Annotated in this window: 14 protein-coding genes; 8 read left to right on the top strand and 6 right to left on the bottom strand. The window is 64.0% G+C overall.

The features are described 5' to 3' along the window. Positions 1-2: 2 nt before the first annotated feature. From BGO64_RS02925 to pspA, 4 genes are all read right to left on the bottom strand, one after another. A complete protein-coding gene (locus BGO64_RS02925; RefSeq protein ID WP_039039019.1) occupies positions 3-1409 on the bottom strand; it encodes a YcjX family GTP-binding protein in 1407 nt (468 codons plus the stop codon). A 72-nt stretch (positions 1410-1481) separates the two neighbouring features. Next, complete coding sequence (pspC, locus tag BGO64_RS02920; protein ID WP_010674535.1) at positions 1482-1886, bottom strand: envelope stress response membrane protein PspC; 405 nt, start codon at positions 1884-1886, stop codon at positions 1482-1484. A gap of 106 nt (positions 1887-1992) precedes the next feature. Beyond that, entirely contained in the window at positions 1993-2229 is a 237-nt protein-coding gene (pspB, locus tag BGO64_RS02915; RefSeq protein WP_005300084.1) for an envelope stress response membrane protein PspB, read from the bottom strand. 3 nt (positions 2230-2232) lie between these two features. After that, positions 2233-2913: a phage shock protein PspA gene (gene pspA / locus BGO64_RS02910; protein WP_010674534.1), complete on the bottom strand. Its 681-nt coding sequence runs from the start codon at positions 2911-2913 to the stop codon at positions 2233-2235. A gap of 196 nt (positions 2914-3109) precedes the next feature. Between pspA and pspF the strand changes: the two genes are divergently transcribed. The 6 genes from pspF to BGO64_RS02880 all read left to right on the top strand — a co-directional run bounded on the left by pspF (position 3110) and on the right by BGO64_RS02880 (position 9838). Next, entirely contained in the window at positions 3110-4156 is a 1047-nt protein-coding gene (gene pspF / locus BGO64_RS02905; RefSeq protein WP_286700124.1) for a phage shock protein operon transcriptional activator, read from the top strand. 136 nt (positions 4157-4292) lie between these two features. Beyond that, the gene (gene sapA / locus BGO64_RS02900; protein WP_010674532.1) at positions 4293-5888 is read left to right on the top strand and encodes an ABC transporter substrate-binding protein SapA; all 1596 of its coding nucleotides are present in this window, start codon (positions 4293-4295) and stop codon (positions 5886-5888) included. Positions 5889-5949: 61 nt separating this feature from the next. Continuing rightward, entirely contained in the window at positions 5950-6909 is a 960-nt protein-coding gene (locus BGO64_RS02895) for an ABC transporter permease (protein ID WP_010674531.1), read from the top strand. Positions 6910-6998: 89 nt separating this feature from the next. Next, on the top strand, positions 6999-7892 hold the full coding sequence (locus BGO64_RS02890; RefSeq protein ID WP_069784996.1) for an ABC transporter permease subunit: 894 nt from the start codon (positions 6999-7001) through the stop codon (positions 7890-7892). A 79-nt stretch (positions 7893-7971) separates the two neighbouring features. Further along, on the top strand, positions 7972-8970 hold the full coding sequence (locus tag BGO64_RS02885) for a peptide ABC transporter ATP-binding protein (protein ID WP_010674529.1): 999 nt from the start codon (positions 7972-7974) through the stop codon (positions 8968-8970). Positions 8971-9052: 82 nt separating this feature from the next. Further along, positions 9053-9838: a peptide ABC transporter ATP-binding protein gene (locus tag BGO64_RS02880; protein WP_039039015.1), complete on the top strand. Its 786-nt coding sequence runs from the start codon at positions 9053-9055 to the stop codon at positions 9836-9838. 138 nt (positions 9839-9976) lie between these two features. On the opposite strand, the gene miaE is transcribed toward BGO64_RS02880, so the two are convergent. Together miaE and BGO64_RS02870 are read right to left on the bottom strand one after the other, a co-directional pair. After that, positions 9977-10735, bottom strand: a complete 759-nt coding sequence (gene miaE / locus BGO64_RS02875) for a tRNA isopentenyl-2-thiomethyl-A-37 hydroxylase MiaE (RefSeq protein WP_286700123.1) — start codon at positions 10733-10735, stop codon at positions 9977-9979. Positions 10736-10828: 93 nt separating this feature from the next. After that, positions 10829-11839, bottom strand: a complete 1011-nt coding sequence (locus BGO64_RS02870; RefSeq protein WP_286700122.1) for a LacI family DNA-binding transcriptional regulator — start codon at positions 11837-11839, stop codon at positions 10829-10831. 253 nt (positions 11840-12092) lie between these two features. Here BGO64_RS02870 and ascF point away from each other — a divergent pair, with 253 nt between their 5' ends. Both ascF and BGO64_RS02860 read left to right on the top strand, forming a co-directional pair. Next, positions 12093-13547, top strand: a complete 1455-nt coding sequence (gene ascF / locus BGO64_RS02865) for a PTS cellobiose/arbutin/salicin transporter subunit IIBC (RefSeq protein WP_128296697.1) — start codon at positions 12093-12095, stop codon at positions 13545-13547. Positions 13548-13578: 31 nt separating this feature from the next. Beyond that, positions 13579-15009 carry a 6-phospho-beta-glucosidase gene (locus tag BGO64_RS02860; protein ID WP_286700121.1) on the top strand — a complete coding sequence of 477 codons (1431 nt, stop codon included), beginning with the start codon at positions 13579-13581 and terminating at the stop codon, positions 15007-15009. Positions 15010-15071 lie beyond the last annotated feature (62 nt).

Raw genomic sequence — 15071 nt, 5'->3', positions numbered from 1 at the left:
CGTTATTCGAGGTGATCCCCGAGCAGGAACTCCAGCGCCGCATCGAGCCGGATATGGGGGAGCGCCTGATGGGCGCTCATGGGCAACGGGCGAAAGGCCTGAAAATCAAACCCTTGAGTTTTCCACCACTGCGCAGGCGGGATCTGGGCAGGCACCTCCCCCGGGAAGAGCAGCAAGGGCTCGCCCGAGAGGGTAGTGCCACGAATGGCGGGAAATTCCCGTCCGTCGGCCACCCCCTTGCCCACCTCGGTGGCCTTGATGGCGGCCAGCGCCAGGCATTCGGTCTCTATCCCCTCAAAGCGGGCCTGACCCCGGCCACGGCTCACTAGGTGCTGCAGGAGCGACACCAGAGGCCCGTGCTGCTCCGGCGTGACGTGATCGGCCTTGCTCGCCACAAACAGCAGCTTGTCGATGCGCGGAGCGAACAGACGGCGCCACCAGTTGCTCTTGCCGTAGGCGAAGCTCTCCATGATGCGGGCGATGGCCTGCTGCATGTCACCAAAGCTCGCGGCACCGGCATTGAGGGGCGCCAGGCAGTCCACCAGCACGATCTGGCGATCAAAGCCTGCAAAGTGCTGCTCATAGAAGCCCTGTACCAGATGCTGCTTGTACTGCTCGAAGCGCTGCTTGAAGGTGGCGTAGAGGGTGCCGTCTTCGGGGGAGTGTGTGGGCATCTCCCATACCCAGGGCACGAATTGCAGCAGCGGCGCACCGGCATACTCGCCGGGCAACACGAAACGCCCGGGCTGGATGAGGTGAAGCCCGAGCGCCTGCTTGCAGGCGTGCAGATAATCGGTGTAGCGGGCGGCCAGTTCGCTGGCGGCCCGCTCCTCGAAGGCTTGATCCGCCTGCCAGAGCGGCGTCAACCAGCCTGCCGCCAGGGCTTGCAGCTCGGGACGACGCAGTTGCTCCCGCACCTGCTCGCTCCACTGCTCGTAGTTCAGATCCAGCAGCGGCAAATCCAGCAGCCACTCCCCGGGATAATCCACCAGATCCACATAGAGGGTGGAGATCTCACCCAGGTGCCGACGCAGCGGATGGCGGGTGCGATAACGGATCTCGAGGCGTACCTCGGCCACCCCCCGGGTCGGCGCGGGCCAGGCGGGCGGATCGCCAAACAGGGCATCGAGGCCCCGTTCGTAGGGAAAGGTGGGAATGTGGGCGTTTTGCTGGGGCACCCGGCGAGCACCGAGGATGCGTCCCTGACGCTGGGCGTCCCAGAGTGGCAGACGACCGTCGATGGCCGCGTGCTCCAGTTGATTGACCAGCGCCGTGATAAACGCGGTCTTGCCACTGCGAGAGAGGCCGGTGACCGCCAGCCGGATGTGGCGATCCCGGGCCCGGTTCACCGCGTCAACGGCCTTGTGCTGGAGCACCGACCAGGAGTGTTCGAGTTTGTTGCGTATCAAGGCGGGTCTTCTTCTCCTTGTGATCACATCCGAGAGACGGCCGCGAGGCGGTATCCTCGCGGCTCGGCACGATTAGAGCTTGCTGAACTCCCGTTGCAGGGTGAACTCCTTGGAGGTCACCAGCTTCTCGATGCGCTGCACCCTGGGCTCCAGTGCATCCAACTCCTGGCCGATGCGGGCAAGGGCCTGATGAGGTGTGACACCTGCCTGCCAGCTGCGCGCCTTCATCCGCACCTCTGCGAACTCGGCATCCTCCTGGGAGTAGAGGGTGACCGGCTTCTTGTCGAGCAGGAACCAGGCGGCAATATAGGCGGTGAAGGTGATGAAACCGGCGAAGATGAGACCACTGATGGCCAGCAGCCGCACGATCCAGGTCTCCACCCCGAAGTACTCTGCCAGACCGGCACAGACCCCGGCAATCTTGCCCCGTTGGGGATCCCGGTACAGGTTGCGCCCTTCACGACTGACACTGTTCATACCTTGTTTCTCCAACCGGGGACTTCCGCATCCAGAATCGACGCCAATACGGTTCCGGCCCGCTCCGGCTTTTTGCCACGGTCATGACATCTCTCATTGAAAACCGTCATACCTTGTTTCTCCAACCAGGAACCTCGGCATCCAGAATCGACTCCAGGGCGCCGACCCGTTCCTGCATCTTCTCGGCACGCACCAGCAAGCCCTGCAGCTGTTCACGCTCACCATCGGCAAGGCCGGCGCCAATGCGTCCCTTGGCGCGGTAGTGCAGCACCAGCCAGATGGGGGCCACCACCACCATGAAGACCACCATGGGAACCATCAATACACCCAGCAGATCTTCCATCTGTTACTCTCCCTGTTTCGGTGCCGGATTGTGCTGGCCCAGCTTCTGGCGCATGGCTTCCAGCTCGCGGCTGATCTGGTCGTCCGCTTCCAGCTCGGCAAACTGCTGGGCGAGCGCCTTGTCGGACTGCCCCAGATCGGCGCGGGCTTCCATCTCGTCGATGCGGCGCTCCATGCGCTCGAACTTGCTCACCACGGCCTGACTGTCGCCACGGGCCACCTGGCTTTGCACGTTGAGACGGCTGCTGGCGGCTTCGCTGCGAATGGCCATCGCCTTCTGGCGGGCACGGGCGTCTTCCAGCTTGGCTTCCAGCTGACGGATCTCCTCCCCCAGCTTCTCGATGCCGCTGTCCACCGCCTGCTGTTCACGAGACAGGGCGTCGGCAAGCTCCGCCTGCTTGCTCTTCTCGATGAGGGCGGCCCGGGCCAGATCTTCGCGCCCTTTGGTCAGGGCCAGCTCGGCCTTGCCCTGCCACTCGGCGACCCGCTCCTGATGGCGGCTCACCTGACGGCCGATCTCTTTTTGATTCGCGAGGAAGCGGGCCAGGTTGGAGCGCTCCTTCACCAGTTCATCTTCCATCTCCTGGATGATCAGACGCACCATCTTCTGGGGATCTTCCGCCTTGTCGAGCAGGGCCGTCAGATTGGAATTGATGATGTCGGCCAGGCGAGAAAAAATGCTCATGATTGTACTCCTGTGATAGGCATCGGGTTGTGTCTCCATTGACAATGGCAACTTGTGTGCCAATCTGGAACAATATTTAACTTGTTGATTTATATGGGCACTCAGAATGCAGTTCAAGTCCCGGGGAAACAAGTGATGATTAAAATAACCAACTTTTGGTAAGATTAACCAGATTTTTCAACTCACAGGGGCAGGGATGACCACGGCCACGGAAAGTCTGTTGGGTGAATCCAACGCATTTCTAGAAATCATCGAGCAGGCATCGCGCCTCGCGCCGCTGCGCAAGCCCGTACTCATCATCGGCGAGCGGGGGACCGGCAAGGAGCTCATCGCCCACCGCCTACATTATCTCTCGGATCGCTGGGATCAAAGCTTTGTCACCATCAACTGTGCCACCTTGAGCGAGAGCCTGCTAGAGACCGAGCTGTTTGGCCACGAGGCGGGCTCCTTCACTGGCGCCGCCAAGCGCCATCAGGGGCGCTTCGAGCGGGCCGACGGCGGCACCCTGTTCCTCGACGAACTGGCCACCACCAGCGCCCGGGTGCAGGAAAAACTGCTGCGGGTCATCGAGTACGGGGAGTTCGAACGGGTGGGCGGTGCCAAGCCCCTCAAGGTGGATGTGCGGCTGGTGTGCGCCACCAACGAGGATCTGCCTGCACTGGCAGAGAAAGGACGGTTTCGTCACGACCTGCTGGACCGGCTCGCCTTCGACGTCATCACCCTGCCCCCCCTTCGGGAGCGGCGCGAGGACATCCTGATGCTGGCGGAGCACTTCGCCCACGGCATGACCCGGGAGCTGGGGTATCCGCTCTTTGCCGGCTTCTCGCGCAAGGCGACCCAGCTGCTGCAAGATTACCCCTGGCCGGGCAACGTGCGGGAGCTCAAGAACGTGGTGGAGCGCAGCCTCTATCGCCAGGGCAACCCCCAGCTGCCGCTGGCGGAGCTGGTACTCAATCCCTTTGACTCCCCCTGGCGCCCCCGTGCCCGAGGTGACACCGCCCCTTCCACGGACGCGCCGACCTCGGCAGAGACAACCCCTACCCTGACCCTGCCGCTGGATCTCAAAGGGGCGGTGGCGGAGTACGAGATTAATTTACTCAAGCAAGCGATGCAGCAATCCCAGTATAATCAGCGCAAAGCAGCCCAGTTGCTGGCCCTGAGCTATCACCAGTTCCGGGGGATGCTGCGCAAATATCAATTGCTGGACGGGGATGACAACAGTGGCAACCAGGAGGCGGGCTGATGCCTGGCACCGGGTCTGTGCGCGCGGATAACGCGGCGCACGTCACCCCTGACGGGAGCGCCTGCCCGGCCGCCCCCCGCAACGCGCCCGCCCCCTGGCGGGCAACTTTGTCTGAAAACATGGTTCCAACATGAGAATGCTCACCCCCCTGCTGCTTGGTCTCCTGGTCCTGGTCAGCGGCTGTCAGAAACGCGATGAAGCCTCCAAAACCGGGCTCATCTATTGTGCCGAAGGGGCACCCCGAACCTTCAACCCGCAGCTTGCCAATTCGGATGCGACCCTGGATGCCAGTGCCCGTCCCATCTACGATCGCCTGCTCGAGGTCAATGCCAACACCCTCGGCATCGAAGGGGGGCTCGCCACCCGCTGGCAAAGCAGCGAGGACGGTCTCTCCTATACCCTGACCCTGCGCAAGGGAGTGACCTTCCACCGTACCCCCTGGTTCAGCCCGACCCGTCACTTCAATGCCGACGACGTCCTGTTCACCTGGCAGCGCCTGCTGGACGAACACCACCCCTTCCACGCCGTCTCCGGCGGCGAGTACCCCTATTTTTACAGCCTGGGGCTCGGCAACCTCATCAAGCGGGTCTACAAGAAGGGGCCCTATGAGGTGGTGTTCGAGCTGAACCGCCCCGATGCCTCCTTCCTCGCCACCCTGGCCAGCGACTACGCCATCGTGCTCTCCGCCGAGTACGGGGAGCAGATGCTAAAGGCCGGCACCCCGGCGCTGCTGGACAGCCGCCCCATCGGCACCGGCCCCTTCAGCTTCAAGGAGTATCGCCACAACGAGTTCGTGCGCTACCTGCGCCACCCCGGCTACTGGGGCGGCGAGGCCAGAATGGAGCAGCTCATCTACGACATCACCCCCAAATCCTCCAAGCGCCTTGCCAAGCTGCTGACCGGCGAGTGCGACGTGATGAGCACCCCCTCTGCCAGCCAGTTGTCGGTGATAGACAAGGACTCCCACCTGGATCTGTCGGTGCAGTCGGGGATGAACGTCGCCTTCCTCGCCCTCAATACCCGCAAGGCCCCGTTCAACAAGGTGCAGGTGCGCCAGGCCCTCGCCAGTGCCATCAATGTGCAGAATCTGCTGCAGGCGGTCTATTTCGAGACCGGCCAGAGCGCCGCCAGCCTGCTGCCGCCCCTCTCATGGGGCTACAACCCCTCCCTGCCCCAGCGCAAGCCGGATCTCAAGCTCGCTCGCCAGTTGCTCAAGGACGCGGGCTACCCCAACGGCTTCGAGATGCAGGTGCTGGTGCAACCCGGCGCCCGTCCCTACAACCCGGACGGCCTCAAAACGGCGCAACTGATGCGCAGCGATTTCGCCAAGATTGGGGTGAGCCTCAAGATAGTGCAGCAGGCCTGGCCGGTCATCGAAACCCGGCTCGCCCATGGACAATATGACAGCCTGCTCTCGGGCTGGATCGCCGACAACGCGGATCCGGACAACTTCTTCCGCCAGTTGCTGAGCTGCGCCGCCGTCGAGCGGGGCAATAACTACAGCCGCTGGTGCAGCCCGGCGTTTGATCAGCTGCTGGACGATGCGGTGACCACCCCGCAGCTCGCCTTCCGCCTGCGCAACTATTACTATGCCCAGTCCCTGCTCAACGAGCAGTTGCCGCTCATTCCCCTGGCCCATGCCCTGAGAACCCAGGTGAGTCGCAGCGACATTCAGGGGCTGACCCTGATGCCCTTTGGCGGCACCACCTTCAACCAGGCCCATCGGGAGTGACCATGACAGATAACCACTCCATCGTCGGGCCATCGGCGCACCGTCCCCAGGAGGCATAAGCATGTTTTTCTATATCCTGCGCCGCATCACTCTGCTGGTGATCACCCTCCTGGTGCTGACTCTGGGGGCCTACCTCCTGGAGTTTCGCCTCATCACCCAGGTACTGGATTTCTGGCACGGCTATCCTGACTTCCTCCAGCGCATCGCCGCCGGGGATTTCGGGCTCTCCAGCGTCTCCGGCCAACCGGTCCTCGACGAGATCCGTCACTACTTCCCGGCGACCCTGACCCTCTGCCTCGCCGCCTTCGCCATCTCGCTGCTGGTGGGCATCCCCCTGGGCACCCTGGCGGCCCTCTATCAGGGGCGCAGCCCGGACCTCTCCATCATGGCCGCCGGCCTCGTCGGCTATGCCATCCCGGTCTTCTGGCTGGGGCTGCTGATGGTGATGTTCTTCTCCCTGGATCTTGGCTGGCTCCCCTCCTCTGGCCAGATCAGCCTGCTCTACGACGTGCCCTCCATCACCGGGATCGCCATCGTCGATGTGCTGATGAGCCAGGAGCCCTGGCGGGAAGCGGCCCTGCACGACGCCCTGCGCCATCTGGTACTGCCTTCCCTGGTGCTGGCCGTGGTGCCCACCACCGAGGTGATCCGCCACGTGCGCAGCTCCCTCATCGACGTGATGAAACAGAACTACATCAAGGCCGCCGCCAGCCGCGGACTCTCCCGCCGCCAGATCGTCTGGCGTCACGGGCTCAAGAACGCCCTGCCCCCCGTGTTGCCGCTGCTGGGGCTGCAACTTGGCAGCGTGCTCACATCCGCCATGATCACCGAGGTGGTGTTCGACTGGCCCGGCATCGGCCGCTGGCTGGTGAGCAGCATCGCGCTGCAGGACTATGCCGCCATCCGCGGCGCCTTCCTGGTGGTGGCGAGCTTCGTCATCTTCATCAGCGTCAGCACCGATCTGCTGACCACCATCATGTATCCGGCACGGCGTAAAGAACTCTATGCAAGACAAGATTGATTGCGGTCTGTGGTTGAACCACGGCGGCCCATGGGCCGCCGGCGCACAGGCGTGCCCATCCCCTTGCGACCAGCACGGGAGCCTGCACCATGCACGATAAATCGAACATCTATCCGGAGCTCAAGATCCTCTCCCCCCTGGAGCAGACCTGGGCCTCCTACCGGCGCAACCCGCTGGCCATGGCGGGGCTCTGGTGCTTCGGTCTGCTGCTGCTGGTGACCCTCATCGGTCCCCTGGTGATCCCCTACGGCATCGACGATCAGCACAGCAGCCACCTGCTGCTCGCCCCCTCCTGGGCCAACAGCGGCAACATCGATTACTTCCTGGGGACCGACGATCTGGGGCGCGACATCCTCTCCCGTCTGGTGGCCGGGGCCAGACTCACCTTCGGCAACGCCCTGCTGGTGGTGCTCATCGCGCTGGTCATCGGCTCGGCCATCGGCATCCTCGGTGGCATGAGCAAGGGGGTGAAGTCGAGCGTGCTCCATCACCTGCTCGATACCCTGCTCTCCATCCCGTCCCTGCTGCTGGCCATCATCGTCGTGGCCATCCTGGGGCCGGGTCTGTTCAACACCCTGATCGCCATCACGCTCGCGTTGATACCGCCCTTCATCCGGGCCACCTACAACGCGGTCCACGCCGAGATGCAGAAGGAGTACATCATCGCCAGCCGCCTCGACGGCTCTCCGCCCCAGCGGATCATGCGTCTGGCCATCTTGCCGAACATCGTCGAGACCCTGGTGACCCAGACCACCCGCACCCTCTCCGCCGCCATCCTGGACATCTCGGCGGTGGGCTTCCTCGGTCTCGGGGCCCAGTCTCCCCAGCCGGAGTGGGGTGCCATGCTGGCCGATTCGAGCGATCTTATCTATCTGGCCCCCTGGACGGTGACCCTGCCCGGGATGGCCATCCTGTTCAGCGTGCTGGTGACCAACCTGGTGGGCGAAGGCATTCGCGAAGCACTCAAAGAGGGGAACGACTGATGTTGCCAGCCTTGTTATCTATCCCCGCCCCCGGACGCCCTGAGCGACCCGGCTGCGCCCTGAACGGGAGACATTGCTGATGCCCCTGCTCGATATACGCAACCTCACCATCGAAATCGACACCCCCCAGGGCAAGGTCAAGGCGGTGGACAGAGTCAGCCTGACCCTGAACGAGGGGGAGATCCGCGGGCTGGTGGGGGAATCCGGCTCGGGCAAGAGCCTGGTGGCCAAGGTGATCGTTGGCATCCAGAAGGACAACTGGACGGTGCGCGCCGACCGGATGCGCTTCAACGACATGGACCTGCTGACCATGGCGCCCAAGGAACGGCGCCGCATCATGGGGCGGGAGATAGCGATGATCTTCCAGGATCCCATCAGCTGCCTCGACCCCTCCGAGGAGATAGGCACCCAGCTCGAAGAGGCCATCCCCACCAGCGCCTTCACCGGCAAGTTCTGGCAGCGCTTCCAGTGGCGCAAGAAGCGGGCCATCGCCCTGCTGCACCGGGTCGGGGTCAAGGATCACCGCAAGGTCATGCGGGCCTATCCCCACGAGCTGTCGGACGGCATGTGCCAGAAGGTGATGATCGCCATGGCCATCGCCAACCAGCCGCGCCTGCTGGTGGCGGACGAACCCACCAGCGCCATGGAGTCCACCACCCACTCCCAGATCCTGCGGTTGCTGGACAAGATGAACAAGCTGGGCAATACCACCATCCTCATCATCAGCAACGACATCGCCGCCATCGCGAACCTGACCGACACCCTCAACATCATGTATTGCGGCCAGATGGTGGAAGTGGGGACCCGGGACCAGATCCTGGAATCCCCTCACCACCCCTATACGGATGCCCTGCTCAAGTCCATCCCGGACTTTGACAAGCTGGTGCGCCACAAGTCCCGGCTCGAGACCCTGCCCGGGGTGATACCGCCGCTGCAGCACCTGCCCATCGGCTGCCGCCTCGGCCCACGCTGCCCCTACGCCCAGAAGCAGTGCGTGCAGACACCGCTGATGAGCAAGGTCAAGGGGCATCAGTTCAGTTGCCACTTCCCCCTCAACATGGAAGAACCGAAGAAATGAACCGGCACCAGACCCTGATCCGGGGCACCTGCCCGCCCCGTCAGCCCCTCTATCCGGCGAGCGCACCCAAGGAGACCACGTCGTGACCGAACCTTCCCTGTTGCAGGTCAGGGGCCTGTGCAAGACCTACCAGAACCGCACCGGCCTGTTCAGGCGCCGCGCGGTGGAGGCGATAAAGCCCCTCTCGTTCGATCTCGAGGTGGGCCAGACCCTGGCCATCGTCGGGGAGGCGGGCTCGGGCAAGAGCACCCTGGCCCGCATTCTGGCGGGCATGATTGAACCGAGCGGCGGGGAGATCGCCATCGAGGGGCAACCCATGGTCCACGGCGATTACCAGACCCGCTGCAAGCTGCTGCGGATGATCTTCCAGGACCCCAACACCTCCCTTAACCGGAAAATCCGGGTCGGCCAGATCCTGGAGACCCCCCTTCGCCTCAACACGGCCCTGAGCGAGGAGGAGCGCCGGGAGAAGGTGATCCAGACCCTGCGCATGGTGGGCATGCTGCCCGACCACGCCCTCTTCTATCCCCAGATGCTCTCCGCCGGCCAGCAGCAGCGGGTGGGGCTGGCACGGGCGCTCATCCTCAATCCCAAGATAGTGGTGGCGGACGAGGCTCTCTCGACCCTGGATATTTCGGTACGCTCCCAGATCATCAACCTGCTGCTGGAGATGCAGGAGACCATGGGGCTGAGCTATGTGCTGGTGGCCAACGATCTGGGGATCGTGAGCCACATCAGCGACGAGGTGCTGGTGATGCACGAAGGGCGTGTGGTGGAGCGCGGCAAGACCTTGCGGGTCTTCGCCGATCCCCAGCACGACGTCACCCGCCGCCTCATTCAGAACTACAACAACGAATACCGCCGCTGATCCCGCGGCGCGTTTCCCCTTGTGCCAGACATAAAAAAACCCGGCCTGATGTCTCATCAGTCGCCGGGGGATTGCGCTCAAAAAGTGATTGCGTCGCTCGTAGTAGGAACAGGGGAATGGTAGGCAGCCCCCGTCATCTCAACAACTGTCAGATCTGACAGGCAGTCCGCTATGGAAACGGAATTGCGGATCCGGTGAACAGATGAGCTCGGCCTCCAGGCGACCGAAGAAGGCCACTCGCTCGCTGATGTCTTCGTCTGCGAACGTCTGTGCCAGGGCCAGGTAGTCCTGATAGTGACGCGCCTCCGAGCGCAGCAGGGAGACATAGAAGCGGCCAAGCTCCTCGTCAAGATGAGGGGCCAACCTGGCAAAACGCTCGCAGGATCGCGCTTCGATATAGGCACCGATGATCATCTTGTCCACCACGGCCGCCGGCTCGTAGGTGCGCACATGGGTCAGCAGGCTGCGGGCATAGCGGGAGGCGGTGACGGGACCATAGGGGATGCCCCGTGCGGCCATGATCTCCAGCACCTGCTCGAAGTGGTGCAGCTCCTCCTGGATGAGGCGCACCATGGGGAACAGCAGGGGATTGCGCTCCAGCTCGGCAAACACGCTCCTGTCTGATTCGCCCATGGTGCGCTTGCCGAGGATCTCCGCCTTCTCCGGCAAGGCATCGAGCTCCCGGTAGAAAGTCAGCTTGGGCAGCAGGTGACGCTTCTCCTTGGTCAGGCAGTAGCGGCGCACCAGGCTGTGGGCGGTGAGTGCCGCCTTGTTCTCGCAGTTGGCGTGATCGATAAGCAGGGTCGGCAACTGGGCGGGATCCCGCGCCATTTCCACCCACTCATCCGGGGTCTCGCAATGCAGGAACTGGCGAACGGGGGCTAACAGGTCATCCATCTGAACTCTCATCTGTTGATACGACACGCGGCGCCTGGCGCCGGGGGGCCTATGCTAACGGATCCCGCCCGGCCTGCCCACCGCCATCATGGCTCAGCCCGTCAGACGCCTGAGGGAGTCGCGGCGGATCAGGGTGCCGCTGAAGGCGGGCAGTGCGTCCCGGCTCCCCTCCTCCACCATGGTGATCAGGCGGTTGATGGTCTCCTGGATCATCCCGTTCACCGGCATCTTGACGCTCGACAGCGCGGGAATGACGTAAGGGGCCAGGGGAATGTCGTCAAACCCCACCACCGAAACCTCGTCAGGCACCATCACACCGGCTTCGTGCAGCCGTTTGATGGCCCCGATCGCCATGTCATCGTTGCTGGCCACCAGGGCGCTGAAGCGAGCGCCTCGCGCCAGCAAGGTCGAGACGGCGGCCGCGCCACAGGCGGGGGTCCATTTGCCGGGTGCGATCAAGGTCTCCTGCACGGGGATGCCGTGCCGGATCAGCGCCTGCCGGTAACCGGTCAGGCGCTCGGTGCCGGTGGGGGAATCCGCAGAGCCTGCGATGAAGGCGATCTCCCTGTGCCCCATGGCCACCAGCTTGTCCACCACCGCCTCCGCCGCCGCCTGCTGGTCCGCATAGACGCAGTGGGCCGGATGGCGGCTCAGACGCCGGTTGAGCACCATGATGGGCTGCTCATGCTGCTCGATGATCTCGTCCATCTCCTCCACCCCAAGAAAGCGCGGATAGATGATGACGCCATCGCAACGGGAATCGAGCAGATACTGGATGGCCTGGCGCTCCTCGTCGGCGCTGTGCTTGCCGTCCGCCAGTATGAGCTGGCGCCCGCGATCCTCGGTCATCCGCGCCACCTGGGAGAGCAGCTCGCCGAAGTAGACGCCGTGGTAGAGGGTGTTGGTGACCACCAGTCCCAGGGTCCGGGTATGCCTGGTCGCCAGCTGCCTCGCCACCAGGTTGGGGCGATAGCCGCACTCCTCGATGGCCTGCTGCACCCGGTCCCGGGTCTCCTGGCTGGTGTAACCATTGCCCGACAACACCCGGGAGACCGTCGCCTTCGACACCCCTGCCCGCCTTGCCACCTCCAGCATCGTCGTCATTGTGTTCTCCCTTGCTCGTAACGGGGCGCAGTGTACTGCACCGCCCCCGGCTTGTCGTCGCACGAATGGCGTGCAGGCCCGGGTTCAGTGATCTCATTCACGGATCCGGACGCTCGCTGCACAAGATGCTTGTCTCCCGCGCTCAGGCCGCGCACTCTATGTGGAACCGGTTCCACATTCAGTTTCATGCGCGTTCCCGCCCTTCGCGGCGGCGGGGGCGAGCAGGCCCACTTGGTGAAAAGGATCTACCTCGATGTCAAAAAACTATGCGGCTCTGGCCGGTACCGTCATCACCGCTCTCGGCGGCGCCGACAACGTCGTCGCCGTGACCCACTGCATGACGCGGCTGCGCTTTGTGCTCGGCGATCCCGCCCGGGTCAATGGCCCTGCCCTCAAGGCGATCACGGGCGTGCTCGGGGTGGTGCAGGCGGACAACCAGTGTCAGGTGATCATCGGCAACACCGTCTCCCACGCCTATCGCGAGGTGCTGGCCCTGCTGCCCCAGGGCGGCGGGCAGACTCCGCTTGCGGAGGCTTCCGCTGGCTGGAGCCTGCGCCGCATGGGCGCTGCCATCCTCGACGCCCTGATCGGCACCATGTCCCCCCTCATCCCGGCCATCATCGGCGGCTCCATGCTCAAGCTGCTGGCCATGGTGCTGGAGATGACCGGCGTGCTGGAGAAAGGCTCCTCGACCCTCACCATCCTCACGGTGGCCGGGGATGGGGCCTTCTTCTTCCTGCCCCTGATGGTGGCCGCCTCCGCCGCCGTCAAGTTCAAGACCAACATGTCCCTGGCCATCGCCATCGCAGGCGTGCTGGTGCACCCCAGCTTCATCGAGCTGATGGCCAGAGCCGCCGAAGGGGAGCAGGTGACCTTCGCCCTGGTCCCGGTGACCGCGGTCAAATACACCTACACCGTCATTCCGGCCCTGGTGATGACCTGGTGCCTCTCCTACATCGAGGGCTGGGTCGACCGCATCACCCCGGCGGTCACCAAGAACTTCCTCAAACCCATGCTGATCGTGCTGATCGCCGCCCCCCTCGCCATCCTCTTCATCGGCCCCGTCGGCATCTGGATTGGCACCGCCATCTCCGGCCTGGTCTACACGGTCCACGACTACCTGGGCTGGCTGTCGGTGGCCATCATGGGGGCGCTCTGGCCCCTGCTGGTGATGACCGGCATGCACCGCGTCTTCACCCCGACCATCATCCAGACCATCGCCGAGACCGGCAAGGAAGGCATGGTGATGCCCTCCGAAATTGGCGCCAATCTCTCTCTTGGCGGCTCGTCCCTGGCGGTGGCCTGGCGCACCCGTAACCCGGAACTGCGCCAGACGGCGCTCGCGGCGGCCGCCTCCGCCATCATGGCGGGGATCTCCGAACCCGCACTCTACGGTGTGGCCCTGCGCCTCAAGCGTCCGCTCATCGCGAGCCTCATCAGCGGCTTTGTCTGCGGTGCCGTCGCCGGCATGGCGGGGCTCGCCAGCCACTCCATGGCCGCCCCCGGGCTCTTTACCAGCGTGCAGTTCTTCGATCCGGCCAACCCCATGACCATCGCCTGGGTGTTCGGCGTGATGGCCCTCTCGGTGGTGCTCTCCTTCGTGCTGACCCTGGTGATGGGGTTCGAGGACATCCCGGTCGAGAGCCCGGCCCCCCGCGCCGAGCCCGTGCAACCCGTCGCCACCAGCCAGGCGCAGGCCGGGCTGTGACACCCCATTCAGACATAACAAGAGGTAACCAATGTCGTTAACAAGATTTCCCGAGGGCTTTCTCTGGGGCGGTGCCCTGGCCGCCAATCAGGCGGAGGGCGGCTATCTCGAGGGGGGCAAGGGGCTGACCACGGTAGACATGATCCCCCATGGCCCGCGCCGCATGGCGGTCAAACTCGGCCAGGAGAAGCGCATCACCCTGCAAGATGACGAGTTCTACCCAAGCCACGGGGCCATCGATTTCTATCACCGCTATCGGGAGGACATCGCCCTGATGGCCGAGATGGGCTTCACCGTGTTTCGCACCTCCATCGCCTGGGCCCGTCTCTACCCCAGGGGGGACGAGCGCGAGCCCAATGCCGAGGGCATCGCCTTCTACCGCGCGGTGTTCGAGGAGTGCAGAAAGTACAACATCGAGCCCCTGGTGACCCTGTGCCACTTCGATGTGCCCATGCACCTGGTGACCGAGTACGGCTCCTGGCGCAACCGCCAGATGGTGGAGTTTTTCACCCGCTACGCCCGCACCTGCTTCGAGCAGTTCGACGGCCTGGTGAAGTACTGGCTCACCTTCAACGAGATCAACATCCTGCTGCACAGCCCCTTCTCCGGGGCGGGGCTGGTGTTCGAGGAAGGGGAGCACCAGGATCAGGTGAAGTATCAGGCTGCCCACCACGAGCTGGTGGCCAGCGCCCTGGCGACCCGGATCGCCCACGAGGTGAACCCGACCAACCAGGTGGGCTGCATGCTGGCGGGGGGCAACTTCTACCCCTACTCCTGCAAGCCCGCCGACGTCTGGACCGCCCTCCAGAAAGATCGGGAGAACCTCCTCTTCATCGACGTGCAAGCCAGGGGCGCCTATCCGGCCTATGCGCAGAGGGTGTTTCGTGACAAGGGGGTCACCCTGGTGAAGGGGCCGGAAGATGACGAGATCCTCAGGCACACCGTGGATTTCGTCTCCTTCAGCTACTACGCCTCCCGCTGCGCCGCCGCCGACATGAATGCGGGCAACACCAGCGAGGCCAACGTGGTCAAGTCCCTGCGCAATCCCCACATCGAGGTGAGCGAGTGGGGCTGGGGTATCGATCCCCTGGGCCTTCGCATCACCCTCAACACCTTGCACGATCGCTACCAGAAGCCGCTCTTCCTGGTGGAAAACGGCCTGGGGGCGGTGGACGAAATGAACGAGCAAGGGGAGATAGAGGACGACTACCGCATCGACTACCTGCGCGCCCACATCGAGGCCATGGGGGACGCCATCGAGGACGGCGTGCCCCTGATGGGGTACACCAGCTGGGGCTGCATCGATCTCGTCTCCGCCTCCACCGGCGAGATGAGCAAGCGCTATGGCTTCGTCCACGTGGACCGGGACGACGCCGGCCATGGCACCCTGGCCCGCCGGCGCAAGAAGTCGTTCTGGTGGTACAAGAAGGTGATCGCGAGCAACGGGGAGGATCTGGCCTGAGGCCCCCCTCAGTTTCGCCGCAAGGCGCATCCATGCAACAGGGGGGCCGAGGCCCCCCTGTT

The organism is Aeromonas sp. 62-46 (genome assembly GCF_001898585.1).
Classification (GTDB): Bacteria; Pseudomonadota; Gammaproteobacteria; order Enterobacterales; family Aeromonadaceae; genus Aeromonas; species Aeromonas caviae.
The sequence above is the reverse complement of the archived record's forward strand: the minus strand, read 5'-3'. Positions and strand labels throughout refer to the sequence as shown.

What these genes read in the sequence shown, in the direction of transcription:
- BGO64_RS02870 (WP_286700122.1), bottom strand. Translation starts at nt 11,839, where the DNA reads ATGACGACGATGCTGGAGGTGGCAAGGCGGGCAGGGGTGTCGAAGGCG.
- ascF (WP_128296697.1), top strand. Translation starts at nt 12,093, where the DNA reads ATGTCAAAAAACTATGCGGCTCTGGCCGGTACCGTCATCACCGCTCTC.
- pspB (WP_005300084.1), bottom strand. Translation starts at nt 2,229, where the DNA reads ATGGAAGATCTGCTGGGTGTATTGATGGTTCCCATGGTGGTCTTCATG.
- miaE (WP_286700123.1), bottom strand. Translation starts at nt 10,735, where the DNA reads ATGGATGACCTGTTAGCCCCCGTTCGCCAGTTCCTGCATTGCGAGACC.
- BGO64_RS02890 (WP_069784996.1), top strand. Translation starts at nt 6,999, where the DNA reads ATGCACGATAAATCGAACATCTATCCGGAGCTCAAGATCCTCTCCCCC.
- pspA (WP_010674534.1), bottom strand. Translation starts at nt 2,913, where the DNA reads ATGAGCATTTTTTCTCGCCTGGCCGACATCATCAATTCCAATCTGACG.
- BGO64_RS02860 (WP_286700121.1), top strand. Translation starts at nt 13,579, where the DNA reads ATGTCGTTAACAAGATTTCCCGAGGGCTTTCTCTGGGGCGGTGCCCTG.
- BGO64_RS02885 (WP_010674529.1), top strand. Translation starts at nt 7,972, where the DNA reads ATGCCCCTGCTCGATATACGCAACCTCACCATCGAAATCGACACCCCC.
- sapA (WP_010674532.1), top strand. Translation starts at nt 4,293, where the DNA reads ATGCTCACCCCCCTGCTGCTTGGTCTCCTGGTCCTGGTCAGCGGCTGT.
- pspC (WP_010674535.1), bottom strand. Translation starts at nt 1,886, where the DNA reads ATGAACAGTGTCAGTCGTGAAGGGCGCAACCTGTACCGGGATCCCCAA.
- BGO64_RS02895 (WP_010674531.1), top strand. Translation starts at nt 5,950, where the DNA reads ATGTTTTTCTATATCCTGCGCCGCATCACTCTGCTGGTGATCACCCTC.
- pspF (WP_286700124.1), top strand. Translation starts at nt 3,110, where the DNA reads ATGACCACGGCCACGGAAAGTCTGTTGGGTGAATCCAACGCATTTCTA.